Origin of the sequence: Carboxylicivirga sp. M1479 (genome assembly GCF_007097485.1) — a bacterium.
Taxonomy (GTDB): domain Bacteria; phylum Bacteroidota; class Bacteroidia; order Bacteroidales; family Marinilabiliaceae; genus Carboxylicivirga.
This window is the reverse complement of the sequence record NZ_VKDE01000022.1, coordinates 89,529-115,529: the sequence shown is the minus strand read 5'-3', so window position 1 is coordinate 115,529 and position 26,001 is coordinate 89,529. Positions and strand designations below refer to the sequence as shown.

The 26,001-nt window shown below is 34.8% G+C and carries 21 protein-coding genes; 18 read left to right on the top strand and 3 right to left on the bottom strand.

The window, feature by feature from the left end; all coding sequences use genetic code 11:
- Window positions 1-30: 30 nt before the first annotated feature.
- The 9 genes from FNN09_RS14230 to FNN09_RS14190 all read left to right on the top strand — a co-directional run bounded on the left by FNN09_RS14230 (window position 31) and on the right by FNN09_RS14190 (window position 12,397).
- A complete protein-coding gene (locus tag FNN09_RS14230) occupies window positions 31-795 on the top strand; it encodes a polysaccharide biosynthesis/export family protein (RefSeq protein ID WP_143303040.1) in 765 nt (254 codons plus the stop codon).
- A 1-nt stretch (window position 796) separates the two neighbouring features.
- Entirely contained in the window at window positions 797-3,154 is a 2,358-nt protein-coding gene (locus tag FNN09_RS14225) for a polysaccharide biosynthesis tyrosine autokinase (protein WP_143303039.1), read from the top strand.
- A gap of 6 nt (window positions 3,155-3,160) precedes the next feature.
- Complete coding sequence (locus tag FNN09_RS14220; RefSeq protein ID WP_143303038.1) at window positions 3,161-4,405, top strand: O-antigen ligase family protein; 1,245 nt, start codon at window positions 3,161-3,163, stop codon at window positions 4,403-4,405.
- Window positions 4,386-5,750: a lipopolysaccharide biosynthesis protein gene (locus FNN09_RS14215; protein ID WP_143303037.1), complete on the top strand. Its 1,365-nt coding sequence runs from the start codon at window positions 4,386-4,388 to the stop codon at window positions 5,748-5,750. Before FNN09_RS14220 ends, FNN09_RS14215 begins: the two co-directional genes overlap by 20 nt.
- Window positions 5,751-5,885: 135 nt before the next feature.
- Window positions 5,886-7,058 carry a sugar-transfer associated ATP-grasp domain-containing protein gene (locus FNN09_RS14210; RefSeq protein ID WP_185969015.1) on the top strand — a complete coding sequence of 391 codons (1,173 nt, stop codon included), beginning with the start codon at window positions 5,886-5,888 and terminating at the stop codon, window positions 7,056-7,058.
- Between the two features lie 12 nt (window positions 7,059-7,070).
- Window positions 7,071-7,916, top strand: a complete 846-nt coding sequence (locus FNN09_RS14205) for a glycosyltransferase family 2 protein (RefSeq protein WP_143303035.1) — start codon at window positions 7,071-7,073, stop codon at window positions 7,914-7,916.
- Window positions 7,903-9,588 carry a hypothetical protein gene (locus tag FNN09_RS14200; protein ID WP_143303034.1) on the top strand — a complete coding sequence of 562 codons (1,686 nt, stop codon included), beginning with the start codon at window positions 7,903-7,905 and terminating at the stop codon, window positions 9,586-9,588. The genes FNN09_RS14205 and FNN09_RS14200 overlap by 14 nt, the downstream gene beginning before the upstream one ends.
- A 170-nt stretch (window positions 9,589-9,758) precedes the next feature.
- A complete protein-coding gene (locus FNN09_RS14195; RefSeq protein WP_143303033.1) occupies window positions 9,759-10,877 on the top strand; it encodes a glycosyltransferase family 4 protein in 1,119 nt (372 codons plus the stop codon).
- Between the two features lie 2 nt (window positions 10,878-10,879).
- The gene (locus FNN09_RS14190; protein WP_143303032.1) at window positions 10,880-12,397 is read left to right on the top strand and encodes a hypothetical protein; all 1,518 of its coding nucleotides are present in this window, start codon (window positions 10,880-10,882) and stop codon (window positions 12,395-12,397) included.
- 3 nt (window positions 12,398-12,400) lie between these two features.
- Here the strand turns inward: FNN09_RS14190 and FNN09_RS14185 are convergent, their stop codons facing one another.
- From FNN09_RS14185 to FNN09_RS14175, 3 genes are all read right to left on the bottom strand, one after another.
- The gene (locus tag FNN09_RS14185; RefSeq protein WP_143303031.1) at window positions 12,401-13,600 is read right to left on the bottom strand and encodes a hypothetical protein; all 1,200 of its coding nucleotides are present in this window, start codon (window positions 13,598-13,600) and stop codon (window positions 12,401-12,403) included.
- 34 nt (window positions 13,601-13,634) lie between these two features.
- Window positions 13,635-14,747, bottom strand: coding sequence for a glycosyltransferase family 4 protein (locus FNN09_RS14180; RefSeq protein ID WP_185969014.1), 1,113 nt, complete (start codon window positions 14,745-14,747; stop codon window positions 13,635-13,637).
- 104 nt (window positions 14,748-14,851) lie between these two features.
- Window positions 14,852-15,910 carry a glycosyltransferase family 4 protein gene (locus tag FNN09_RS14175; protein WP_143303029.1) on the bottom strand — a complete coding sequence of 353 codons (1,059 nt, stop codon included), beginning with the start codon at window positions 15,908-15,910 and terminating at the stop codon, window positions 14,852-14,854.
- 183 nt (window positions 15,911-16,093) lie between these two features.
- Here FNN09_RS14175 and FNN09_RS14170 point away from each other — a divergent pair, with 183 nt between their 5' ends.
- From FNN09_RS14170 to FNN09_RS14130, 9 genes are all read left to right on the top strand, one after another.
- Window positions 16,094-16,906, top strand: coding sequence for a hypothetical protein (locus FNN09_RS14170; RefSeq protein WP_255434126.1), 813 nt, complete (start codon window positions 16,094-16,096; stop codon window positions 16,904-16,906).
- A gap of 5 nt (window positions 16,907-16,911) precedes the next feature.
- Window positions 16,912-17,445 carry an acyltransferase gene (locus FNN09_RS14165; RefSeq protein WP_143303028.1) on the top strand — a complete coding sequence of 178 codons (534 nt, stop codon included), beginning with the start codon at window positions 16,912-16,914 and terminating at the stop codon, window positions 17,443-17,445.
- 15 nt (window positions 17,446-17,460) lie between these two features.
- Window positions 17,461-18,543 (top strand): glycosyltransferase, encoded by a 1,083-nt coding sequence (locus tag FNN09_RS14160; protein WP_185969013.1) that lies wholly within the window; start codon window positions 17,461-17,463, stop codon window positions 18,541-18,543.
- 1 nt (window position 18,544) lies between these two features.
- Entirely contained in the window at window positions 18,545-19,795 is a 1,251-nt protein-coding gene (locus tag FNN09_RS14155; RefSeq protein WP_143303026.1) for a right-handed parallel beta-helix repeat-containing protein, read from the top strand.
- Between the two features lie 156 nt (window positions 19,796-19,951).
- Window positions 19,952-20,194, top strand: coding sequence for an acyl carrier protein (locus FNN09_RS14150; protein ID WP_143303025.1), 243 nt, complete (start codon window positions 19,952-19,954; stop codon window positions 20,192-20,194).
- A 6-nt stretch (window positions 20,195-20,200) separates the two neighbouring features.
- Window positions 20,201-22,159 carry an asparagine synthase (glutamine-hydrolyzing) gene (gene asnB / locus FNN09_RS14145; RefSeq protein ID WP_143303024.1) on the top strand — a complete coding sequence of 653 codons (1,959 nt, stop codon included), beginning with the start codon at window positions 20,201-20,203 and terminating at the stop codon, window positions 22,157-22,159.
- Window positions 22,160-22,182: 23 nt separating this feature from the next.
- Entirely contained in the window at window positions 22,183-23,163 is a 981-nt protein-coding gene (nadE, locus tag FNN09_RS14140) for an NAD(+) synthase (RefSeq protein ID WP_143303023.1), read from the top strand.
- A gap of 9 nt (window positions 23,164-23,172) precedes the next feature.
- Window positions 23,173-24,621 carry a class I adenylate-forming enzyme family protein gene (locus FNN09_RS14135; protein WP_143303022.1) on the top strand — a complete coding sequence of 483 codons (1,449 nt, stop codon included), beginning with the start codon at window positions 23,173-23,175 and terminating at the stop codon, window positions 24,619-24,621.
- A 240-nt stretch (window positions 24,622-24,861) separates the two neighbouring features.
- On the top strand, window positions 24,862-25,995 hold the full coding sequence (locus FNN09_RS14130; RefSeq protein ID WP_143303021.1) for a sugar transferase: 1,134 nt from the start codon (window positions 24,862-24,864) through the stop codon (window positions 25,993-25,995).
- Window positions 25,996-26,001 lie beyond the last annotated feature (6 nt).

Sequence of the window (26,001 nt, the reverse complement as noted above, 5' to 3'; positions counted from 1 at the left end):
GTAATGATCTATTTAATTTAAAAATACATTATGCGTTCGATATATCTCCTGATTCTTACCCTTTTTACATTAAATGGGTGTGTTCCTCATAAAGAAATTATCTACTTACAGGATACTGTAGATGATAAATATATGGACGAAGCTCATGATGTTGTAAAAACACAGCAAACAATTCAGCCATTTGATGAGGTTTACATCGAGGTGATGAGCACCGATAGAGAAGGATCGAATTTTCTGGAGCAACAGCAACAGGGATTATACAGTACTACCACCCCCGAGGGGCTTTCAATTATATCGTACCGTGTTGATGAGTTTGGTAATGTCAACCTGCCAGTCATTGGTAAAATTAGAATAGCGGAACTTACGATTGAAGGAGCTGCTGATTATATGGAAGAAAAGTTGGAGGATTACCTTTATCAACCATCTGTGAAAATAAACTTCGTTAATAAGAGTATTACCTTGGTTGGTTATGTCAATCGGCCAGGGCGTTATTACTACTCAAGCGATCACATAAATATTTTCCAGGCTTTAGGTATGGCTGGCGATATACACGAGTATGGAAACAGACAAAATGTGATGATTGTGCGTGAAGAAAATAACGTTACAACTAAGCAAATTATTGACCTTACTTCTGATAGGATATTCTCATCGCCATATTACTATTTGCGCTCAAATGATGTATTGTATGTAGAGCCTTTAAAGCGAAGAAGGTGGGGAATGGATACTTTCCCATATGCGCTACTTCTTTCATCAATTACAACCTTTATTTTAGTTATGGATTATGTAAATAATTAATATGAATTTGGAAAACGACCAATCTAACGATTTGAAAAATGTATTGCATAAAGTTGGGAAGCATTGGAAGCTTTATGTGATCTCCATTACTCTGTTTTTGGGTATAGGAGTATTGTTTAATAAGTTCTCGGAACCCAAAGTTAATATAAGTGCTAAACTTGTAGTGCACGAGAGTAGGCGCAATATGATTGATCCTAGTTCTTTTATGCCTGGTTCTGAGTTGTTTAGTGGTCGAAATACATTTCAAAATAGCTTAATTTCATTAAATGCCAGACCTCTTCTTGAACAAGTGGTGAATAAGCTTAATATCGATGTGTTTTACTACCAACCAAAGGTTTTGTATGATAAAAACCTATATACATCATCGCCTTTTCAGGTTGTATTGGATAAAAATTATTTACAGCTTACTGGAGCAGAGTTTTATGTTGAAATACTATCTAAGGATTTATTTACCTTAAAAGTTGAGGTTGACGAAGGTGAATTGCACAATTTTTTAAATGCTAGCAGTGAGCAATTAGTTGAAGATTGGGAGTTTAAACATACCTATCGTTTTGGAGAATCTATTGAGAATGAAAACTTCAACTTTACCGTTTTACTGAAAGAAGGCCTAAATATCGATAAGTTAGTTGGTAAGAAACTCTTCTTTGTTATCAAAAGTAACCGACAAGTAGTAGACGAATCTAAAGATAATCTAAAAATTGAGGCAACCCAGCTTGATGCAACAGCCATAAGCATCAACCTTGTTTCAACGAACTTCAACATGGGAAAGGAGTTTCTGGATAAATATATTGAAACAGTAATTGAATATGATCTACAGCGTAAAAATCATATAGCCTTTTCAACAATCGACTTTATTGATGATCATTTGTCTGATGTTTTTGACTCTTTGAGTATTGCTGAGCAATCTTTACAAGACTTTAAAACTGATCAGCAAGTAGTAGATGTTAATCTTAAAGCAGGTCAGATTTATGAAAACTTAAGGGCGATAGGTATCGAAAAAGATCAATTGGAGGCTCATGTGAATAATCTAGAATTCTTAAATGAGAATTTTCAGAAAGATGAAGACTTTTCAGCACATTCGGTTACTCTAATGTCTAACTTAAACAATGAGGTATTAAATGATTTATTGAATGAATACATTGGACTTGTAGGAAGAAAACAACATCTTTTGGAAAATAAGCAAGCCAAAAGTCCTCAGCTGAGAGAGTTAACGTTTCAAATATCAAATTTGAAAAATACTATTTTAGTCAACTTGCAGTACGAATTAGATGCATCGCGTCTGGCTCTACAACAAATTAGGAGTAAGATTAGCACACTCAATGTTGAACTTAACAGATTACCTGAGACACAGCGTAATTTAACAACATACGAGCGTAATTTTCGATTAAATGATGCGATTTATACCTTTTTAATTCAGAAACGGTCCGAGGCACAGATTGCTAAAGCATCCAATTTACCTGCTTTTGAGTTGATTGATTATCCTGCTTTTGACGGACGAGCTGCTCCCAAAAAGTCTCGTAATTTAATTTTGATGGTCTTTTTCGGACTACTACTACCAACCATATATGTTCTCTTAAACGAATCATATTTCGAAAAGATATCGGACATAGAAGATTATAGATTTAGCTTTAAAGCTCCTGTTTTAGGGCAAATTACCTTGTGTTCAAATGGTAGTAAAAAAATATTTGAGCCTAGTAATGAAGATGCAGTGGTTGCTGAGTCATTTAGAAAATTGCGTACCAATTTAGGCTTCTGGCCATGGAAAGATACACTAGAAGGGCGTGTTGTATTATTTACATCAACCATGCCTGGCGAGGGAAAAACGTTTTGCTCCTATAACTTGGCTCAGTCATTAGCGAGTTTGGGAAAAAAGACCGTGATCTTAGATTTTGACTTACGAAAAGGAGATTTGAGTGAGAATTATTTTAAGAGTGAGAATAAAGGAATTTCAATGTTTTTGTCTAATCAAGTAGAGTTGGATGATATTATTGAGAAACAGGAAGGTAAAAATATTAGTTATATCGCAGCAGGTCACCTACCACCCAATCCGTCTGAGTTAGTTGAGTCAGATAAAACGTTAGAAATGTTAGCTGAATTAAAAACTCGTTATGACTTTATTATTCTTGATGCCGGGCCAACTAGTGTAACAGCAGAGAGTTTGGTATTAGGCAAAATGGCCGATTTAATTTTGGTTGTTATGCGGGTGAACTACACTCTTAAAAAAGAATTTAAAGAGATTATTGAAGAATTAGACGGTTCGTTCGGTAAAAAAGTAACAGTTGTATTAAATGGAGTTAAAGTATCACGTCAACGTTATTACAATTATTCAGCTTATTACGCCAAACCAAACCTGAACTAATAATGTATGTTTAAAATATCAAATCTGATATATCTGTATTTTATAGCTTTAGCATTTACACCATTTGTATGCTTTGTTGATTATAAAACAGTAGATCAAGGTTTCTTTAAATTGTATGGCGCAACCTTGTTGCTTTTAGCTACAGCACTATTAATTCGTAAAGGCGTTAATAAGTCAAAGTTTGATATTATATTACTCTTTGCCTTGGGCATTTATCTGTTTAATCTGATTTGGGATATTACCTTGCAGCAAAGAACATTGGAGCGGAAAGGCTTTGTGTTTGACTTCTTTGTTAATCCATATGTACATATAACGGCATTTATTTATGTTATTGATAATTTTAAAGTGCCTGAAAGTTTGATTAAGATTCTTACGAAAATTTTTATAGGAACTATTATCGTTTCGGTATTGGTTTCTGCTTTACAAATTGTTTATGATCCGTTTTTCTTTTCGCCTGATGAAATTGTGGCGTATACCAGAATGATGGGAGCCATGTATAACGATTTTGAAGTTAGGAGGGTATCGATCTATGGCTATATTGATAACCTTTCGGTAACAATTGCCTACCTACCTATTGTTGGCATTGTTAATTCATACTATTACCTGGAAAAAAGAAAGGTCTTGTTCGTAATTGTAATCATAGCTATTTTGGTTCCTTTTGCTAATAATTACCGATATGCACAATTGGGATATTTCTTAACCTTGATACCATTTGTTGCCCTCGCAAAAAGTAAACTCCGTGCCTCTATTATAATTGGGGTGTCATTACTTTTTGGTTTAGGGCTTTTGTTGCTATTTCTCGATGCGATTGATTTTAATATTCAGTCGTATATTCAAGAGCGGCTTATGTCCGATTCAGCTTCTACACGTTTATTAGCTTTTGAAATGTTTGCTAAATTTTTTGGCCGTCATCCATGGTTTGGTTCTGGCATGCATCTAACAGATGAGTTGGTTACTGCTATTGCCGGAAGAAGCTCACAAATTCATGTTGGGTATTTGGCGCATTTGTTTTCATACGGCATTGTTGGCAGCCTTATAGCTTTTACATTTTGGCTGATGATTGCCCGTCGTTTTTATAAAACAGCTATTAGAACCGGTTTTTGGGGCAGTTTTATTGCAATTATGGTGTTCTTATGGGCCAATGTAACGCAAGTATACTACCTCATATTCTCCTATGGAATTTTAATGGCATTTTTATTTGATAAGTTTTATACTCAAAAATATCACGAGGGTGCACAAAATAAAGAATAAAATATTAAGCCTGATTAATAAGGGTGATAGCCGTTCTGTGCTGCTAAAGAAAAATGTGATTGTATCGTTTTTGTTAAAAGCTATTGGAATGGGTATCGGCTATATTAGGTTTCCATTAACATTATCGTACTTAGGTAACATGTGGTATGGAGTTTGGCTTACTATTGGTTCATTTACAGGCTGGTTAAGCTTTTTTAATTTAGGATTAGGCAATGGTTTAAGAAATAAGTTAGCCGAAAGCCTGGCTAATGGAGATGTTGAAAAATCAAAGAAGTATGTGAGCAGTACCTATTTCGTCATCTCAATTATTTCTTTGAGTTTGTTTCTAATCTTAATGCCTGTTATTTTATTTATTGACTGGAATCCTGTTTTTAATATTCAAGGTGAAGATCCGGGACTGATAAGAGGTGCACTATTAATATTTGTTGGTTTATTTTGCTTGAAGTTCATCTTAAGTATAATAGAAAGTATTTTTGATGCCGATCAACGACCAGCTTATGGCGACTTAGTTGATTTTTTAACGAGTACACTTTTCTTTATAGGGATCATATTTCTAATTAATTTTACAGAGCCTTTGTTGATGTATATTGTAATTGTACACGGAGGTTTGCCGGTCCTTATATTTGCATGTTTATCTGTCTATTGGTACCGAAAAAGATATAAAAATATTAGACCAAGCTTTAAAAGTATCGATAAGACCTTATTTCGAGATTTAGCTAGTTTAGGATTACGATTTTTTATCATCCAAATGTCGGTTATCATCCTGTTTGCAAGCGATAATATGATTATTTCACATGTTTTAGGCCCTGAAGACGTAGTGCCTTATAATGCTGCACGTAAGTATTTTAGTATTGTAGCTGTTGTATTTTATATTATACTTGAACCCTTTTGGTCGGCGTTTACAAATGCTTATATAAAAGGAGACTTGAAGTGGGTTAAAACTTCTATAAAAAAATTAATGTTGTTAGTTGCAGGCGTGTTACTCGCTTTAATTGTGATGTTATTAATTTCTCCCATGGTGTTTAAGATATGGTTAAAAGATATGGTAGAAATTCCGTGGGAACTATCATTGCTCATGGCTTTATTTGTATTTGTACGTGCTTGGGGCAATGTGTTTATTTATTATATAAATGGTGTTGGAAAAATAACCTTACAACTATACATTGCCGTTATAACTGGTGTAATTAATATTCCATTGTCTATTTATCTGGCCAAAAATTTAGAAATGGGTATTAATGGAATTATTCTGGCAACCATCATTTGTTTAGGGATTGGTGCTATAATTTATCCAATACAATATTTAAAAATTATAAGAGGTAATGCCAAAGGTATTTGGAATCGCTAAGGCAACTCTACTTCTGGTTAAACAACTCAATAAGTATGGATATAGTTTAATAAAAGATTATCGTGTATTCATCAAGTATTCTCGATGTATGCTATTTGTTTTCTTAACTTATTTACAATATTTTATTTTAAAGCTATGGGAACATCTTTAAAACGCGCTCTATATTTTTTTCTTACTAAGCTATTTAGGAAGCTACATCAAGTTGTTAAATATGAATATATTCGATTGGATTATTCTGCATTGGAAAAAAAATACAGTTTAAAAGAACGTCAATACAAAAAGGTTTTATCTTCTGAACAAAGGGCGGAATACACATCCAAATGGGGACGCTTAATACAATCCGTCAACATGAATCTTTTGAATAACTATATTGATTACAAAGGCAGATTTGCATCAGATGTTATGCCCATGGAGGTTTTTCATTTAGTAGTTGAACCACTCTTGAATAACGTTGAGTATGCTCGGTCATTGGAAGATAAATGTCGTGTTGATTGGATAAACGGACAGCAACATGTACCAACTATTTATTTACGAAACATACAAGGTGTTTATTATGATTCTAATCAACAAGTTGTAGATAAGGATAAAATAGATCTTGAACTTTTACTATCGAGGTGTTCAAAGGTAATATTGAAGAAATCCATTGGTTTACATGGTGGTAAGGGGGTTATGCGCTTATCCCAAAATGAAGATGGTCATTTTGTGGATGTTCATAAGCGTCAGCTATCTATCAACTATATGGAAAACTTATTTGGTCAGGACTTTTTGTTGCAGAAATTCCTCGAAAATCATGAGTATTATAAGAATATAGAAGATGGTGGTTTTGAGGTGTTTAGAGTTGTTACATATCGATCGGTGAAAGATAATAAAGTACACGTTCTTTATTCTTTTTACAGAATAGGAAGTATGAAAGAAGAGAACAAGATTGAGGGTGGGGAATTAAGTTTATATGTTAATAAAGATGGATATTTCTATGATTATGCCATAGGGGTTAATGCAGGAAAAATGTATGCTCTTAAGGATGGTAAACAATTTAAGGACTATGCTAGAGCACAACAAATAGATGAGGTTTGGAATTTGGCAAAAGAGGTAGCTGAAAAGCAAATTTACTGCCGTATTCTAGGACTCGATATTGGAGTGGATGCCGACGGTAATGTTGTTCTGATAGAAGTCAATACTTCTGAAATTGGTATTGATGGCGATCAATTGGTTGTAGGGCCTTTCTTTGGTGACTTTACTGATGAGGTAATTGATTATTGCGAACAACAATTAGAAAAACAATCGAAGTATAACCTGCTCGACCTTTAATTATTTTTTGATATGACAGATAAATACCCTAAAATAACAATAGTTACCCCATCATACAACCAAGCTGAGTTTTTGGAACGTACCATTTTATCAGTTATTAATCAAGGTTATCCAAATCTAGAATATTTTATCATTGATGGAGGCTCTAACGATGGAAGTGTCGACATCATTAAAAAATATGAACAGCATATTGATTATTGGGTAAGTGAAGCTGATAGTGGTCAAAGTAATGCCATTAATAAGGGATTTAAAAGGGCTAGTGGAGAATTGTATAATTGGTTAAATTCGGATGATATCCTTTATCCTAATGCTCTGCATATTGTGGCTGATTATTATAAACGATTTCCAAAATACCAAATGTTCTTTGGTAATCGAATAATACTCGATGTTCATGATCGTATTTTAAAAATAAATGAGGGGCCTAATTTCAATAGGCGTGAAGCCAGGTACTTTTTAAAAATTCCCCAGGAAACAACTTTCTTCACATCAACAATTTGGGAAAATGTAAATGGCTTGGATGAAAGCCTTCATTATACCATGGATGCCGACTTGTGGCATAAGTTTATGAAGTATACCGACTTTAAGCAAATTCCTTATTTTTTAGGCGCTTACCGCGAGCATGATGAATCAAAATCGGTTCAAGTATTTGGAGAAGTGTCGCAAAGAGATGATTCACAAGATGAATTTGATGAATATGCCAGACGATACCGAACGTGGGTGTCTAAAATCCCAAGAATAAGACGCTTTCTGTATTTATTGAGTCAGAGCCGATTGATAATAAGAAAGTCATCAAAAAAATATCGTATAGAGCTCGAACATATTTATAACCTTATAGCGCAATTAGATGCTGATAAGTAAGCAAAATATAGAACAGATCAGTGACTTTGGTTTTGAGGGTTTCTTAAACGGAAAGTCCTCTTCCGAAGCAAATACTTATGTTCTAAATGAATTGCAAGCTAAAGGTATGGAGGCTTTAAATGGTTTCGATGGAAGTTATTGTGGTTGGTATATCGATCGTTCTGATGGCGTATTATGCATATTTAATGATCGGCATGGGATGCAAGATATATACTTTTACAATAACAGTAATAAGTGGGTTATCAGTAGTAGTTTCTGGGAGGTTATCTATGCTACCGATCAGCACTCAATTGATACCATGGCTATTATGCAATTTCTTAGTTTTGGGTACGTACATTGGAAACAAACATTCCTGAATGAAATATCGCTGTGTGCACCAGCAAGCATTATTAGTATTGATATAGAAACAAATAAAGTAGTTAAGCAGACGACATTTTGGAAGCACCAACCACAACCCGATCTCTTTGACAAAAAGAATGCTAAAGAGGCTATGATTGAAACGATAAAAAGTAGCGTTAAGCAGTGTTTTAATGAGAGTAATGGTAAATATGCAATCGCTAATTCAGGTGGCCTTGATTCGCGTTGGAATATGTTTTTTGCACAGTCGCTTAATCATCAGATTACACCCTACACTTATTCTGGATATACACAATCAGATGCTAATTATATTGCCAATAAAGTAGCCTCAGAACTCGGAATGAGTAACCAACAGGAAATTCATATATCGACCAATAATTTTTTAGAATTGTATGCACAAAAACATATTGGCCATAATCCCATGTTGCCTTTATACAGTGCTTGGTATTATGATGCTCACAAAGAATTGCAAGATCAGACTGTTAATGTAAATGGTTTTATTTCAACCTTTTTTGATGCATTTACTTATATGGATGAAAAGAGTAGCTATAAGAGCTTTGTTCAAGGCTCCCAATCAGAAAAAGCCAATTATTGCTATGATATTTACTTGGCTTCGAACACTACTTTGATTGAAAAGGTTTACAAAAATGCGCAAGTAATTGAAATGAAAGATCAATTTATTGCTGAGTTAGATGAATTAAGAATAAGTGATTTAGGAGATCTCTGTGATACTTTTGATTTCAATTGCCGTCAACGTCGACTGAATAAAAATGAACCATGGACAAACTATTACGGACATATGGAAAGCCGTAGTCCCTTAGTAAGTAATGCAATCGCCGATTTATCGCTTCGTCTTCCATTTGAATATAGAGACCAGAGGAGTTTATACAAAGAGGCAGCCTGTAAAGCAATGCCCGCTTTGGCATCTATACGTTTTGAACGTACGCCATTTAATCTATTGGATGAGAGTGATAAAGCACTGTCGGCTTGTAAAAAGTTTTTTTGGCGATTAGATACTAAATTGTACAAAACCATACATATGTCGCTGTGGTACAAAGGCAACCATAAAAATTTAAGTGGTTGGTTAAGTGAAAAGGAAAATTATGAGTTTATCACCCGTATTTTAAATGAGGAAAATCCATTAGCAGATGAGTATTTTAATAGAGACGAATTATTACAACGCTTGGATGAAGTGCTACGAACGGATAGTGTTTTACTCACATCATTTTTATCTGTCTTTTTGTTTTTAAAGAATTTTTCGGCCTTTAAAGAAGATGGTAAGCCTTTGTTTAATAAAGTGATGGAGGATGTTTAATCCATATGATAGTATAAACTTAATGGATATGAGTTTTTAATTAGTTCATGTAATTATTGTGAAATAGTAAAGGAGAAATAGATGAAACGAGTCAAAAGAATAGCTTCTTACCCTGGAGCATGATTAATTCTGGCGAGTTACATTAGGTTATAAAAACAAAATTTAAACACATGAAGATTGTTTATATCGCTAATTCATTTATACCGAGTAAAACGGCAAATAGTATACATGTAATGCAGATGTGTCAGGCAATGGCGCTTAATGGACATCAGGTATCGCTTATAACCTTTGATTCTCCAAGCAATGAAGAAAATGGTATTAAGGATGTGTTTGAATATTATGGAATTCAAACTTGTTTTGAGCTTATAAAAATTAAGCTGAGTACATTTAAAGGCAAGATGCATGTTTTTGCTTTGGAAGCAGTAAAGGTGGCCCAACGAATTAAACCTGATTTGGTATATACTCGTTGCGAAACACCAGCCATTTACTTGTCTTTTACACAATTGCCATTCGTTATTGAAGCACACAAGCGTTACGTTGACAAAACCTTTTTTATTGATAAGTTAATTGTTAGAATGCTTAGAGCTAGTAATCTAAAGCGTATTGTTACTATATCTAAAGCCTTACAAAATTTATTTATTGAGGATTTTAATATAGATAAAAACAAAATGCTTGTTTTGCACGATGCAGCTACTCCAGTTAATAATTTAAAGGAGAATGTAAGCAATTGGCATGCGAGAGATGGAGCCTTACAGGTTGGGTATTTCGGCCATCTGTATAAGGGCAGGGGTGTAGAAATGATTTTACAAATGGCACAGGCTCTACCTCAAGTTGATTTTCATATTGTTGGAGGACGAGCTGAAGATGTTAACTATTGGCAGGAGCAAATGCATAATGTTAATAATATTAGTTTTTATGGTTTTATTAGTCCTGCTTTAGTGGCCTCTTATCGTCATAAGTGCGATGTTTTGCTAGCACCTTATCAAAGAGCCGTCTGGGTTGCTAATAATGGGCATGAATCATCGAAATACATGTCGCCCCTTAAGATATTTGAATACATGGCATCTCAAAAGTGCATCATTTGTTCAGATATGCCTGTACTACGGGAGGTTCTTTCTGAAAAAAATGCCCTGTTGGTAGAACCCGATGATGTCAAGCTGTGGATAAGTGCTCTTACTTTATGTCAGGATTCTACTTTGAGACAACAATTGGGTAATGCAGCGTTTGATGACTTTTCAAAACATTACACTTGGGAAAAGCGGGCATTACGTGCACTTGAAAAATTGTAATTATGTCAATACAGAAATTGTCACTAATTAGTAAGAAAGAAAATGTTGGTAAATTGCTTATGGTTATTGATGCCACTGTGCCTAGTTGGCTTGTGGATGTGATTGTGGTTTTGGCAAATTTATATCCGTCTAAAGAAATTTCGCTCATTATAAACGAAGAGAAGAGTACGGACGATAAATTCAAGTGGTTTTTAAGTTGTTTTATCTTTTTAGAGCGCTATATTTTTCGCCAACGATTTAAAAATTTCAATTCAATGAATATCTACGATGTGAAATTTCCATCATCAATTGGTTTAAAACCTTATTCACACGAAGCATTAGATGAGTTAGAAGCTGATGATCTGATTTTCAATTTAACCAAAATTAAAATCGATAAGTATTCTAGAAGAGTTGTTTCAGTTGATGGCGTCGATTGTGCAGTAGGGACAACTGGAATTATCTCGTTTGTAGATCAATATATGAAGAACGATCGTGCATTAATTGTCCGTAGTCACCAGGGAGTTATATGGAAACACCTATTTCAAACGAAAGAATACAGCCTAGATAAGAATATCGGATTTTTTAAAGCTGCATTAAAGCAAGCAATAGAATGTTTGTGGGTGTCGGAACGTCAAATTGTAAATGAACAAGAGAGCCCTACAGATAATAACAACAGTAGTTTAGAAACTTATTGGTTACGTTGGGTATTGAAAAGGTTATTTAAGTGGCTGTGTAAAACTGTTTTCTTTAAGAGGTGGATTGTGTTATTGAAATTGCCCGATGGCAGAGTAAAAAGGTTGAAACCCACTAGCCATAATGGTTGGGCTGATCCTTTTCTTGTGCAACAGAATTTGTTTGTTGAAGAGATTGACAATAAAAGTGGGAAAGGCCATTTAGCACAAGTGCAATTGGATGAAAATGGTGACTGTGTTACTGCCAAATCGATAGTTAATGAACCATTCCATTTATCGTACCCCAATATTTTTAAATACAATAATGAGTGGTTGATGGTTCCAGAATCGGCTTCAGCTAAGCAGCTTAGATTGTATAAATCTAATTTTTTCCCACAGCATTGGAATTTATCAAAAGTATTGGTTGATGATGCACGCTTATTGGATACAACCTTATTCTTAAATGATGGATTCTGGTGGATTTTTGCTACAGTTAAGGTTTTAGATGAGGGAAGCTCTTTTGATCAATTATTTCTGTTTTATACAAAAGATCTATTGAACGGAAACTGGAAACCACACAAGCAAAATCCTGTTATTACCAATAGTAGCCAAGCGCGTCCTGCTGGTAAAATCTATCGAGCTGACAATAGAATATATCGACCATCTCAAGATTGTTTTGCTAATTACGGAGCTGCCGTAAATATTAATGAAATAGTAGCGCTAACCACCAGTGAGTACAAAGAGCAACTGATTAAAAGACTAACACCATTAGACTATGGAGTTAAAGGTTTAGCTCTACATACTTTTAATTTTGATAACGGATGGGAAGTATTGGATTTACAATTGTGGTCTCCACGCTTTCCCTCATAATGCTTACCGTCTTATAGATGCTAATAAAATTCCGAGCGTTCTGCGCATGGTAATATAACCCATAAACATACTTACTCGCCAATCCGAAAAAGAAATATATCTGAATGCGATATGGCCTTTTAGCGATTTAATCCACTGCCAAAATGATAATTCGCCATTTTTAACTAATAATTTAACGCCTATTACTTCTCCAACCTCATCCATAAAAACAGCATTATTGCGCTTTTTCTCTTTAGGAGTTAGGTTATGTTCCGTAATTTCATTGTAGGCAATTAGTGGTATGTTTACGCCAGCTGCATTGGCAACAAACTCTTGTCCATCAGGTCTGCCTGCCGTAGGTTCAATTAAATAATAATCTTTTGTAACAGCATGCTGCTTAAACTCTAATGACCCCATGCCTTTAAAATTAATTTGATTGAAAAAATCAATCGTTAGGGATTCAACAGTTTTATTTTCAATTTGTCTTGTTGAGGTTGTAGTGCCTGTTAGGGCATCGTATTGTCTTATTTTTTGTCCGGTAAAGGAGGTATGTACCTTTCCATTCTTATCTGAATAAACAAGGCAGTAGTGTACGTCATCATCTTTTCCAGGTATAAATTCTTGTACTATTAATTTGTTTTCACATTGGTAAAAGGCTTCAAATTGAGGTGCTAATTCCTCAAAGGTATCAAAAATGTATGCTTTAGATGGGAATGACTTTAACCACTTATCTGATTTTAGAAATGGCTTGAGAATAATCGGAAATTGTAGCTCTTTTATCTTAGGAAGATCATCAATGCTTTCAATATCAATGTTTTTAGGTAGTTTAAGGGCTTTGCCATCAATTAGTGCCGGAAGTTTGGTTTTGTCAATTAATTTTTGAGTTAGATCTTTATCGGAAAGACGCATCAAAAAATTTTCTTGCAATACATCCCAATTATCGATAGCGAATTGCACCTTTTCATCGTTCGATAAGAAAAGAACTGGCTTAACCGGCATTTCAGCTCGAAGCTGTAAAAGTTTATCCAGTAAATCTTCATCTGTATTTTTGTATAAAATAACGTTTTTAGCGTACGAAGAGCGGTAACCCCAATGTGTTGTATCAAATGTAAAACCATATAAAGGAATTTTATATTTGTATAAGGATCTCATTATACTGTATCCAGTTGGGTTTACGTCTAATACAAATACTGGGGTTAGTTGGTTTGAAAGCTTCTTGTTCATAATTAGTGATTTAAGGGGTGTTTGATAATGATTATTAATTCAGACTCTTCGTGTATAAACCATCGTACTGCTTGGCAATTTCTGACCAGCTATAGTTGTTTTTTACATGGGTGACTGCCTCCAGAGCCTGGCGTTTAGCTATCTCTTTATTGCTTTCGAACCACGATATTTTGGAGGCTAGATCGTTACTGTCTTCTGATTTAAAGAAAGTAAGGTGTTGGTCATCAAATACCTCTTTGTTTTCTTTAATGTCACTGGCAATTATTGGAGTTAAGGTAGATACGGCCTCTAAAAGCATAATCGACATACCTTCTGTTTCTGATGGAAATACAAATAACTTGGCTTTTTTAATTAGCGTTAGTAACAATGGTAGGTCACTAATGTATCCAGGAAAAATGATGTTTAAATGCTTATAATTTTCTTGTAATTGATGTCTGTACTCTTTGTTATGCGATAAATCACCTGCAATTACAATTTTACCTTCATAGTTAATTTTATCAAGTGCTGCCAATAGGGTATGTGCACCTTTTGTTTTCATTATTCTTCGGGCTGCAAAAAAGTAGTAGTTGCCTTCGTCTAGTTGGTGTTGAGTTAAAAAATCTGTAGCTTCCTTTTCTTTGTATTGATCATTAATGGTAATGCCGTTAGGGATGTACTTTACTTTGTTTGAAGCATCTTGATTATAGTTTTGAGTCAATGGATTTGAAATGCATGTTAATACAGCTTTTGAATTCAAAAATGTTTTTTCGGCTTGCATCAGATATTTTTTTTCGAGCTTACCCCATTTGTCCCTAAGGTAAGCCGACTCATGTGAAGTCGCTATAACTACGCCCTTTTTATAAAACCATGGTATAAAAAATGCTGCATCGATTTTATGGATATGAATGATGTCAAATGTTTGTGTAAGGGCATATAAAGCGCTTCTCAGAAAATAAAATAATGCGCCTAAGCTGCCTTGGAACCATGAGGTAAACTCAACTACTTTAATACCATCCATATGGTTTTGTGCCGCTTTGTTTTTGTAGCAAAGTAAGGTTATGTCATATTTATCTTTAAGCTGATGAATAATATTCTCAACAACTCGGCTCGTTCCTCCTTTTGATGGAAAATACTTGACTCCGAAAATGATAACTTTAGGCTTTTTCATCTGTTTAAATTTATTTTCAATAGTCAGATGGAACTCCCTAGTAAATTTTGTCATCCGCATCTGTGTCAATTTGGATAATAAAATTTTCATGGTCGCTTCATGTGCTAGCTTTCGATTAGAGTTATGTATTTATTTCGAAATTGATCAATTGAAAAGTTCGATTTCAAGTGTTGGTAGGCTTTTTGCCCCATACTGTTTGTTAATTGTCTGTTCTTAATGAGTTTACTCAGGTATTCTGCCGCTTTTTTGTAATCGCCAGTATCTATTAAAAATCCTGTTTTATCGTGTTCTATTAGAGAAGCGTTATCTCCAACATTTGTTGCAACAATTGGCATAAAATTATTCATCGCTTCCATAATTGAATTAGATAAACCTTCAAATACCGACGTGCTCAAATAAACATGACCCATTTGATAATACTGATCAATGTTGTTGGGATTGATTATTACTTTAATCTTATTGTTTAGATCCTCCGCATTTATCCAATGCCTAATGCTTGCTTCTAGTGGGCCATAACCTATAAGGTAAAATGTAAACGGTAGTTCGGTTCGTTTCTGCAGTTCTTTAATTGCTAAGATAGACGTTTTGAAATCCTTAGCTTCTACAAATCGACCTATACTAATGATATTCAGCTCAGATGGAATATCTGTAATATCAAAACTTTCACTGATTTCTATTCCATTGTGGATGACATGACATTTGTTTTTGGCAAACCCTTTTTTTATAAAGTTCTGGCATCCCTGATGGTTATTGAATATGGTAGCTTTTTGGAAAAATCTATTGAGTAAACGAAGAACTAAAAATTTATGAAGTGGTATTTGTGAACTTCTAACGCCTCCGTACACCGTACAATCACTGATGTTGCGCGCAGCTATTGAGGCAATTAAATTGTCGCTTGTCAGATACGCGAACAAATGACTAATATGATAATGCTTAATAGAATTCTTAAGTTTTTTAATCTTTTTCTGCCATTGCCCATCTAAATGGATAAGTTTAATTTGAGGAAATTGCTTAAGTAACTGCTGGTTCTGTTTGCAAAGTTGTGGGTATTGAATAAATAAATAAACACTGTAAGTCGTGCTTAGAACAGATGCAAGAAGGGCACTTTGCTTTTCAGCTCCTCCAGGTTTAAGTGAACGTATGACTATGCCAATGTTTTTCATTCAAATAGTATTTACTACCTAAACTAAGAAATATCTGTCATTGATGCCTGAATTTTTGACAGTTGGTCAAAAATGAGTGGTTAACCACTACTTTTTTTTGTAATTTTTTCATGCATCTAAATTCGGGGATGAAGAACTAACGAATATCAAGTCATAGTTTTTGTTGATTTTAATAAATGAATTATGAATAAATTAAAACTGATAACGGTTATTGTTGTGTTTGCTGTTTTTTCATGTACAAAAAATAATAATATGGAGCCAAGTACTATTAATTCACGAGTCATCTTTTTACACCATAGCACCGGAAAAACCATTTGGCGAGGAGGTAATACCTTTGCTCAGAAAGTTAAACTGAAGCTGGGCCTGCCTTCAGCAGTTGAGAAATGGTTTAAAAACTATAACCAACAGAATGGTACTGATTATCAAGTAGACGCCAGACCATTTCCTGCCAGAGAACCATATGGGTGGAAAAATTACCCTTATGATTATTATAAAATATGGGTTGAAAACGGACATTTGGATTATTATGAGGATGAACCAACCTTAAAAACCTTAACTAAAGAGTATGGTGTTATTATACTTAAACATTGTTTCCCTGTAAGTAAATTAAAAAGTGAAAGCGAAGCGGCTAATATTGAGTCGGATGAAAAAACGATTGAAAATTATAAACTTCAGTACGAGGCTTTGTATCAAGAATTTCAAAAATACCCTAATCATAAGTTTTTATTGTGGACTCCACCAGCCCTTACAGAAAGGAAATCAAAAGAGCAATGGGCAAAAAACATGGATGAATTTTACAATTGGATGAAAAATGATTGGGACAAAATAGATGATAACGTATACCTCTGGGATTTTAGGGAGCTTGAAACTGAAGGGGGAATTTATTTACTCGATAAATATGCCGAAACACCATCTGATTCACACCCAAATACAGCATTAGCACAAAAAGCTTATCCTTTGTTTTGTAAAAAAATTGTTGAAGTATTAAACAGGTAAAAATCATGAGTGGAAAAATACTTCATTTGGTTGCACGCTTGCTTAATCGTGTTTTGGTGGGTAACGCCAGAATCGCATTGCTTCGCAGCAGAGGTGTTAAAATTGGGGATAATTGCATGATTTTTAATGCTGATTTCTCAACAGAACCTTATCTTATCACCATAGGAAATCACGTAGCAGTATCTAACGGCGTTCGATTTATAACACACGATGGCGCCGTGTGGATTTACCGTGATGAATTTCCGGACCTTGATGTTTTTGGAAAAATAGTTATTGGGAATAATACAGTAATTGGGATGAATGCTATAATTCTACCCAATACTGTAATTGGTGATAACTGTATTGTAGCTGCAGGAGCTGTTGTTAAAGGGAAGTTTGGGAATGGTTCGTTGATCATGGGTAATCCAGCAAAAAAAATAATGGATACGAATTTACAGAAACGCATGTACTTAATGAGTCCATCAAAGTTTAACCTTAAACAATTGTCAGACAAACAAAAGAAAAAAGTGTTAACAGAGCGTTTTAAAATTGGAGAGTAAAAAGAGGAGATGGTAATGAAGATATTATATGTGGCTGATAATTTAGTGATGGGAGGCCGTGAGCGTCGTATGCTGGAGTTGATAAAAGGCTTACTTTCTCATGGTCATACGATTACACTAGTTCTCTTTCGAGATGCTATTCATTATAAAGAAGTGTTGGATTTACCCGTGCAGATTATAGTATTGAAAAAGCGATACAAGAAAGATGTGTTTACTTACTTTCAGTTGTTTAAAATTTGTAATGAACAAAAACCAGATTTAATTCATACTTGGGGTGGTATTCCCTCGGTTGTAGCTGTTCCTGTTGCTTTTTTTTGTAAGAAGAAATTAATAAATGGAATGATTGCAAATTCTGTTTGTCAACCTTTTACAAAAGATTGGATGCGCTCTCGCTTATCATTTCCATTCTCCAATTACATCGTTTCCAATTCTAATGTCGGATTAAAAGCATATAAAGTAAATAAAAGTAAAGGTGTTGTAATTCGAAATGGCTTCAACTTATCCCGCTTAAATGTTGCATACGATAAAAGTCCTTTAAGCGAATTTCAATTCGGAAATAAGTCTATTGTGGGCATGATAGCCAGTATCAACTTTCGTAAAGATTATCCGACTTTTATAAAAGCAGCACTAATAGTACTTGAGCAGAGAAATGATGTTGCTTTTGTCATTATAGGAGAGGGAGATGATCAAGTAGCGATCAAGCAAATGGTTCCGGAAAAGTTGGCAGAGAATTTTGCTTTTTTAGGAAAGCAGGATAATGTTGATCGCTATGTTCAATGTTTTACAATGGGAGTATTGGCAACATTTGCCGAGGGTATTTCTAATTCAGTCATGGAGTATATGGCTTTTGGTAAGCCAGTTGTAGCGTCAGATGTACCTGGTAATCGCGAGCTGGTAATTGATGGAGAAACAGGACTCCTTGTCCCGGTTAGAGATGATAAACAGATGGCTCTTAAAATAATAGAATTATTAGATAATCCTCAAAGAGCAGAAGAGATGGGGCAGAGGGGTGCGGAGGTGATTAAATCAAGATTCTCTCAGGCACAAATGACAAGTCAGTATTTAAAATTATATAGTAATTTAATTAAAAACGAATGATATGAGATGGTGGCAGTTCATACCTATTGTTTTTTGTCTTTTGTTTATAGGCAATGTAGAAGGGCAGAATATTTTTCCAGGTTCGGAAGGTTTTGGTACAGATTCTCGAGGTGCATATGCAGGAGATCAGTTGCCAAAAGTTATAAAAGTTACCAACCTTGAAGATGGAGGCCCAGGTTCTTTACGCTCTGCTATTAATCAACGTTATCCACGTATAATTGTGTTTGAAGTTAGCGGAGTTATTGAGCTACAGCGTACCATGCGCATACGTTCTCCTTATGTTTATATTGCCGGCCAAACAGCTCCCTATCCTGGTATTACCTTAAAGAATTATTCCTTAGGTATTTCAAGTCACGATGTACTGGTTCAAGGATTAAAAATACGACCCGGGATCTATTCCAATGAACAAATAGACGGTATCAACATTGCTGATGACCCTGATTACCTTTATAATATTGTGGTTGATCGCTGCAGTGTATCATGGGGTCTAGATGAAAACATTGGTATATTAAATGGAGGTGCCGGGATTTCTATTAGCAACTGCATCATTAGTGAGGGCTTAGAGTTTATGAATCATTCCATGGGTTTGTTAGCAATGGATACAGAACAGGTAAGTGTAATCAAAAATATTTTCATACATAATGCTGATCGTAACCCGCTGATAATAGGTGATTGTAAGGAAGCGCTTGTAGCTAATAATCTAATATATAATTCTGATACCCATGCCATGTATCTGGGCTTTAAAGGACCAAAAGGCATTGCTCTTAAGGCAGCTCTTCTAGGCAACGTATACATACAAGGAAAAGAAAATAGAAATGAATATATATTATCAATTAACAAGGATTTTAATGTTTTAGCTAAGGTGTACCTCAGTCGCAATAAAACTCAAGGTATCACTACTAATAAGCAATGGAGTAGTTCATTAATTCATAATCCTGGTAATAAAGCAGTGGGAGTTGAAAAAAATCCTGTTATAATGCCAGAGTTTGAGTTTATTAATGAAAGTGAACTTAAAAAATACTTGTTAAACAGTTGTGGAGCTCATGCCAAACGTCGAGATTCTGTTGATTTGCGTTTATTACAGGAGCTAAAAAACTACAAGGGAACTCGGATTAAAACACCATCAGATGTTGGAGGGTACGAGTATACATCCAATACAAGAGCATTAGACTTACCTGATAAAATGCATGAAGATGACGATCAAAATGGTTTTACAAATCTTGAAGAATGGTTAAATGCATTTCTTGATTGATAATAGCTTAATCTAATAGATTGTGATGTTAATGTAAAATATCTCCACATCAAGCAAAATTCAAAGCATTTCCGCATAGTATTTTCTACCTTTTTATTAGAATATGCCTTTTGGGGCGCTTCTTTAATTTAAGCACAATAACCTAATTTATACATAATGAAAGAGCAAATAAGAGCCTTTATTTCGGAAATTACCTTTATTGATAAAGAGACCATAACCGATGATGTTTCACTGTTTGAGCAAGGGATTTTTGATTCAATGGGTTTACTGAGTTTAATAACCTTTATTGATGAAGAAATGGGAGTTAAAACAGATGATGGTGATTTGACAGAGGAGAATTTTAAAAGTATTAATACCATTGTTTCATTTCTCGAGCGAAAAAAAACACCTGCTAATTAATTTGTTATGTGTGGTATAGTTGGCTTTAGCGGTAATAATATGCCTTTAGCACAAAAAGAAGATGTGCTGAATAAAATGTTAACGCGTATTGTACATCGCGGTCCCGATGAAGCTGGATTATACAGAACACCAACTTTTGGAATGGGTAGTGTACGTCTCAGTATTGTCGATTTAGGATCTGGTCAACAGCCATTATGTAATCAAGATGGTAATCTGTGGATTGCTTATAATGGCGAAGTTTATAACCATACCGAATTACGGCAACAACTTCAATCATTAGGACATCAATTTAAAACCAACTGCGATACCGAAGTAGTATTGCACATGTACGAAGAGTATGGTGCTGATTGCTTAACTCAACTAAACGGGCAGTTTGCCTTTTCAATTTGGGATGAAAAGAAGCAAAAACTGTTTTTAGCACGCGACCGCTTTGGAATTCGTCCCTTGTTTTATACCCGTAATAATGATGAGTTAATATTCGCGTCCGAAATAAAATGTCTGTTTGAATATCCAAATGTTGAGCCTCATATTAACCTAAAAGGCTTGAAAGAATCGTTTATCTTTTGGTCGCCACTATCGCCTAATACCTTTTTCCAGAATATCAAAGAACTTCCGCCTGGCCATTATATGGAGTTTAGTGGGGGAGTCAGTGAAATTCGATCCTATTGGAAGCATGAGTTTGGGATCAACACTTTTAAAGGGACTTTTAATGAGGCAGCTGAGGAATTATCTTTTTTGCTCAAAAGTAGTATTGATTTACGCTTGCGAGCCGATGTACAGGTTGCGGCTTATTTAAGTGGTGGACTAGATTCTAGTGTGGTAACAGCTCTTGTTAAGCAAATACAACCGAGCTCTTTAAATACTTTCTCAATTGGTTTTGACGATGAGCAATATGATGAATCAAACTACCAACAAGAGGTATCTGCTCATTTTAATACCAGACACAAGAGTATTTCTTGTTCCGACAATAATATTGTAGACCTATTACAAAAAGCCATTTATCATACCGAGGCACCAATTCTTCGTACATCTCCTGTTCCAATGATGATGTTATCCTCTTTGGTTCGAAAGAGTAACATTAAGGTTGTATTAACAGGGGAAGGCGCTGATGAAATGCTTGGAGGCTATAATATTTTTAAGGAAGCAATCATCAGGCATTTTTGGGCAAAAGATCCTACTTCCAAGCTAAGGCCTTTGCTTTTAAAAAGGTTGTATCCGTATATTCCACAATTAAAAAATGCATCAGCCCAGGCTTTAAAATTGTTTTTCGGCTATCAGTTACAAAATACAGAGTCGCCCGTTTACTCGCATTTGTTACGTTGGAAAAATGGTCAAAATCTAACAAATTTATTATCCGATGATTGTTACCAGTCAATTAAAGACTATCATCCAATTGATAATGTTGCTAATAGTTTGGTAAATGAGTTGGATGGGTTTACATCTCTTGAAAAGGCACAGTTAATCGAATCACGATTCTTTATGTCAGGTTACCTTTTGTCTTCTCAGGGCGATAGAGTGGCCATGGCAAACTCTGTCGAAGGGCGCTATCCATTCTTGGATCATCGAGTAGCGGAGTTTTGTTCTACTTTACCCGATGAATTTAAAATAAAAGGGCTGAATGAGAAAGTACTACTTAAACACATGATGAGAACTCAATTGCCTGCTTCAGTAATAAAGAGGCCAAAACAAGCATACCGTGCACCAGTTGGGCATGCCATAATAAAAAGTTCTGATTTACTAGAAGCATACTTTAGTAATTCAGCCTTGGTTTCAAGCGGATTGTTTAATGTCGATAAACTAGCTTCACTTTTTACTAAAATTCAAACCACAAATATTATTACTGAGCAAGATAATATGGCCTTAATAGCCGTGCTGTCAACTCAAATGTTGTATCAACAATTTATTGACTCAAAACAAGAAATAAAAAGTAGTAGCATGTTGCATGCAGATGTCAAAAACAAATAGTAATAACTGTAAAATAGAATCGAATGACTAAACCTGAATTTAATAAAGATATAATAAAGCTAAAAAGCATTTCTAAAACAATAGAACAGATTACCACCAAACTTAAACACGACGTTGGGAAAGTTTTAAAACGACGTGGTGCAGTTGTTGGAATCAGTGGTGGAATAGATTCTTCTGTTACCTTAGCCATAGCTGTTAAAGCTTTCGGTGCCAAGAATGTATTAGGTGTGATGTTGCCCGAAAAAGATTCGAATGACGATAGTAAAGAGTTTGCCTTGAAATTAGCTGAGAAGTTCGGTGTTGAGGTGCTTGAAGAGAATATAAGTGGTGCCCTTGAAGGATTTGAATGTTATACACGTCGAGATGAAGCGGTAAAACGCATTATTCCAAAGTTTAACCCTGCAAAGGATAAGATGAAGATTGGTATTCCTGAGGCTTTTATAAATAGTAACTTGCCTCCAGTATTTTTTGTAACTGTTGTATTTGAAGATGGTAGCGAACAAAGTGAACGTTTGCCAATGAACGAATACTTACAAATAGTGGCTGCTTCTAATTTTAAACAACGTAGTCGCATGACCATGTTGTATTATCATGCAGAAGCACGGCATTATGCTGTTATTGGCACGCCAAATAAACACGAAGTACAACAAGGCTTTTTTGTAAAGTTTGGAGATGGTGGTGCCGATGTAATGCCAATCGGTAACTTGTATAAAACACAAGTTTATGAATTAGCACGAGAATTGGGTATTCCCAATGAAATTATTGAACGTACACCCACTACAGATACTTATACAGCAGAACAAACTCAAGAGGAGTTCTTTTATCAGATGCCTTTTGAAATGATGGATTTGTTGTGGTACGGATGGGAGAATAATTATTCAGCTGCCGAAGTAGCTAAAGTTCTTGCGAAAGAAGAGGTTGAAGTTGAAAAGATTTATAAAAATTTTGACAGAAAAAGGAAGACGACAGAATATTTACGTTTGCCACCTATTCATAACTACTAATTTATAATCATGAATTGTATCGATTTCTTATTAAAGGATCATTTGTTACGAAAGAGTGATTTTGTAATCGGCCGAACCGATACATTGGCTTATTCGCAATTGATTTGTGATATTCTTAAACTAGCCGAGTGGTTTAGGCTAAATGTGGGGCAGGGGAAGAATGTAGTTTTGATAATGCCCAATAGTAACGATTTTATAATTTGTTATTTAGCCATTATGAAATCGGGTAATGTGGTTGTTCCTTTAAACCCAGCAATAGAAAAAGATACATGTGAGAGAATTATGCAATGCTGTGATGCTAAATATTTGTTTGCTTCACAGCAGCTGATTAATCGGATACAACCAACATCTGAGTACATTTTTAATCAATCCGACCTGTCAACAATTATAGCATCATCAGATGAGGTAAATTGGAAGGATTCAACTCAGGATTTAGACGATTTAGCTCAAATTATTTTCACATCTGGTTCTACTGCCGAACCAAAGGGTGTAATGATATCCCATAGAAATATAATTGCTAATACACGTTCCATCGTTGAGTATTTAGCCTTAAGTCAACATGATACAATGGAAGTTGTTTTGCCATTCTTTTATTGTTATGGTTTGTCGCTCTTGCATACGCACTTGAAAGTAGGAGGTAAAATTGTGCTTAATAATACGTTTATATTTCTTTCAAGTGTTATAAGTGATCTAATCAAATATAAATGTACTGGCTTTGCAGGTGTTCCAAGTCATTTTCAGATTTTACTGCGTAAATCAAAAGAATTCAAAACGACTGATTTTCCCGATTTACGCTATGTAACACAGGCTGGTGGTAAATTACATACCGCTTTTATAGAGGAGTTTAAAAAGAGTAAGTCGAAAGTTGATTTATTTGTGATGTACGGCCAAACTGAAGCAACAGCTCGTTTGTCCTATTTACCACCCTTAATGCTTGATAAAAAAATGGGTTCAATTGGCAAAGGTATTCCAGATGTAGAATTACGTGTCGTTAATGCTCAAGGTAGCAATGTTAACCCCGATGAAATTGGCGAAATTATTGCTAAAGGCGATAATGTCATGCTTGGTTACTATAAAGACCCAGAGGAAACAAGTCAAACAATTAAAAATGGTTGGTTATATACTGGGGATATGGCTCGAATCGATCAAGATGGCTTTATATTCCACGCTGCAAGGCGTAAGGAAATTATTAAAGTTGGGGGACGACGAGTTAGTCCAAAAGAAATTGAAGAAGTGATTGTAGGACTGGAAGGGGTGGTTGACTGTACAATTGAAGCGGTTGCTGATGAGTTATTAGGAGAAGCGATTAAAGCAATTGTAGTCGTTAACAATGAAACAATATCGGCAGATGATATTAAGCGAGAATGTGCCATGAAATTATCTAACTATAAAGTGCCTCAACACATTGTTTTTTCAGATAAAATGCAAGTTAATGCAGCAGGTAAGAAAACTAAATAGTAGAGTTTGAAATAGCGATTTTTGGCGGTAACCTATAATTTTAACACGTTCGTAAAAATCAAACTATAAAGATAAAATTTTGACTAAAGGCTTGTTTTGTTAGAGGAATAAATGAAAAACACTGATGAGTCGTTTTTGTTGATATTTAGATTGTTATGTTCTCGTTTGGCTTAGTGTAAAACAACTGTACAAAATTTATAATTGAAAGTATATTGCTTCATAACCTTTTATTGAATTGGGATGAGAAGTGTGGAATCAATAGGAGCTTTAAGAGTTGGGCAAAGTGTTGAACAAGTACAAAATGAGCTTGTCAATTCTGTTGTTGTTGAGAATATTAGTGCTTCCAAGGAAAGTATTATTTTATCATTGAGTGATCAGGTTCGAAAGTATATGAATCAGCATATTGCTATTGATTCAGAATCAGTGCGTTTTATGTCTGACAATGTGATGGATGCAAGTATTGGAAGAGGACAGCAAATACGAAGTATTGTCAATGTACAACAGATAAATAATGTTCGATATATTAATAAATACCTGATTAAGGTTAATAAAGCATTACCTGATGCAGGAATATATGTTGGCTGCGTTGAATCAACCAGTAATCGTAAAAGGAATCTATTCAAAAGGAAGACCCAATTTTTATGTCACTTAATCTGGTTATTTAATTTCATTATTCATCGAGTATGGCCAAAAGTTCCAAGCTTAAGAAAGCTTTACTTTTTTATTACTAAAGGAAAGTATAGATGGTTAACAATTGCTGAAGTTCTTGGCCGAGTGGTTAGCTGTGGCTTTGAAATTATTGAATTTAAAGAGATCGAAGGCAAAGTATACTTTGTTATTATGAAAACATCGGAGGTATTTAGTATAAAGCAACCTTCGTATGCGCCCGTTTTTGCCATGCAACGTGTTGGTAAGCATGGTAAAATGATTAAGGTTTACAAAATTAGAACCATGCACCCTTATTCAGAGTATCTACAAGATTATGTGATTCGTTTAAATGGCTATAATGCACAAGGAAAGCCAGCTAATGATTTTCGTTTAACTCGATGGGGACAGTTTTTTAGGAAATACTGGTTTGATGAATTACCACAGATTATAAATGTGCTAAAGGGTAATATGAATATTGTTGGAGTTCGTCCTCTAAGCCAAACACGTTTTAATGAATTGCCTGAGGATGTGCAGAAAAAGCGAATACTCTTTAAACCAGGCTGCATACCTCCATACGTAGCATTAAATATGCCTGATAACGAACAAAATATTGAAGCTGAAAGAATATATATGAATGAAAAACATCGTTCTCCAATTTTAACCGATTTCAGGTATTTTTTTAAAGCATTATACAATATTCTTTCAGGACGAATTTCAAGTTCATAATTCACT

Bases quoted from the DNA above. Each gene is read 5' to 3' on its own strand.
- FNN09_RS14230 (WP_143303040.1), top strand. From the start codon at position 31: ATGCGTTCGATATATCTCCTGATTCTTACCCTTTTTACATTAAATGGG.
- FNN09_RS14205 (WP_143303035.1), top strand. From the start codon at position 7,071: ATGACAGATAAATACCCTAAAATAACAATAGTTACCCCATCATACAAC.
- FNN09_RS14200 (WP_143303034.1), top strand. From the start codon at position 7,903: ATGCTGATAAGTAAGCAAAATATAGAACAGATCAGTGACTTTGGTTTT.
- FNN09_RS14160 (WP_185969013.1), top strand. From the start codon at position 17,461: ATGAAGATATTATATGTGGCTGATAATTTAGTGATGGGAGGCCGTGAG.
- FNN09_RS14130 (WP_143303021.1), top strand. From the start codon at position 24,862: ATGAGAAGTGTGGAATCAATAGGAGCTTTAAGAGTTGGGCAAAGTGTT.
- FNN09_RS14225 (WP_143303039.1), top strand. From the start codon at position 797: ATGAATTTGGAAAACGACCAATCTAACGATTTGAAAAATGTATTGCAT.
- FNN09_RS14150 (WP_143303025.1), top strand. From the start codon at position 19,952: ATGAAAGAGCAAATAAGAGCCTTTATTTCGGAAATTACCTTTATTGAT.
- FNN09_RS14220 (WP_143303038.1), top strand. From the start codon at position 3,161: ATGTTTAAAATATCAAATCTGATATATCTGTATTTTATAGCTTTAGCA.
- FNN09_RS14170 (WP_255434126.1), top strand. From the start codon at position 16,094: ATGAATAAATTAAAACTGATAACGGTTATTGTTGTGTTTGCTGTTTTT.
- FNN09_RS14210 (WP_185969015.1), top strand. From the start codon at position 5,886: ATGGGAACATCTTTAAAACGCGCTCTATATTTTTTTCTTACTAAGCTA.
- FNN09_RS14185 (WP_143303031.1), bottom strand. From the start codon at position 13,600: ATGAACAAGAAGCTTTCAAACCAACTAACCCCAGTATTTGTATTAGAC.
- FNN09_RS14165 (WP_143303028.1), top strand. From the start codon at position 16,912: ATGAGTGGAAAAATACTTCATTTGGTTGCACGCTTGCTTAATCGTGTT.
- nadE (WP_143303023.1), top strand. From the start codon at position 22,183: ATGACTAAACCTGAATTTAATAAAGATATAATAAAGCTAAAAAGCATT.
- FNN09_RS14180 (WP_185969014.1), bottom strand. From the start codon at position 14,747: ATGAAAAAGCCTAAAGTTATCATTTTCGGAGTCAAGTATTTTCCATCA.
- FNN09_RS14135 (WP_143303022.1), top strand. From the start codon at position 23,173: ATGAATTGTATCGATTTCTTATTAAAGGATCATTTGTTACGAAAGAGT.
- FNN09_RS14190 (WP_143303032.1), top strand. From the start codon at position 10,880: ATGTCAATACAGAAATTGTCACTAATTAGTAAGAAAGAAAATGTTGGT.
- FNN09_RS14155 (WP_143303026.1), top strand. From the start codon at position 18,545: ATGAGATGGTGGCAGTTCATACCTATTGTTTTTTGTCTTTTGTTTATA.
- asnB (WP_143303024.1), top strand. From the start codon at position 20,201: ATGTGTGGTATAGTTGGCTTTAGCGGTAATAATATGCCTTTAGCACAA.
- FNN09_RS14195 (WP_143303033.1), top strand. From the start codon at position 9,759: ATGAAGATTGTTTATATCGCTAATTCATTTATACCGAGTAAAACGGCA.
- FNN09_RS14175 (WP_143303029.1), bottom strand. From the start codon at position 15,910: ATGAAAAACATTGGCATAGTCATACGTTCACTTAAACCTGGAGGAGCT.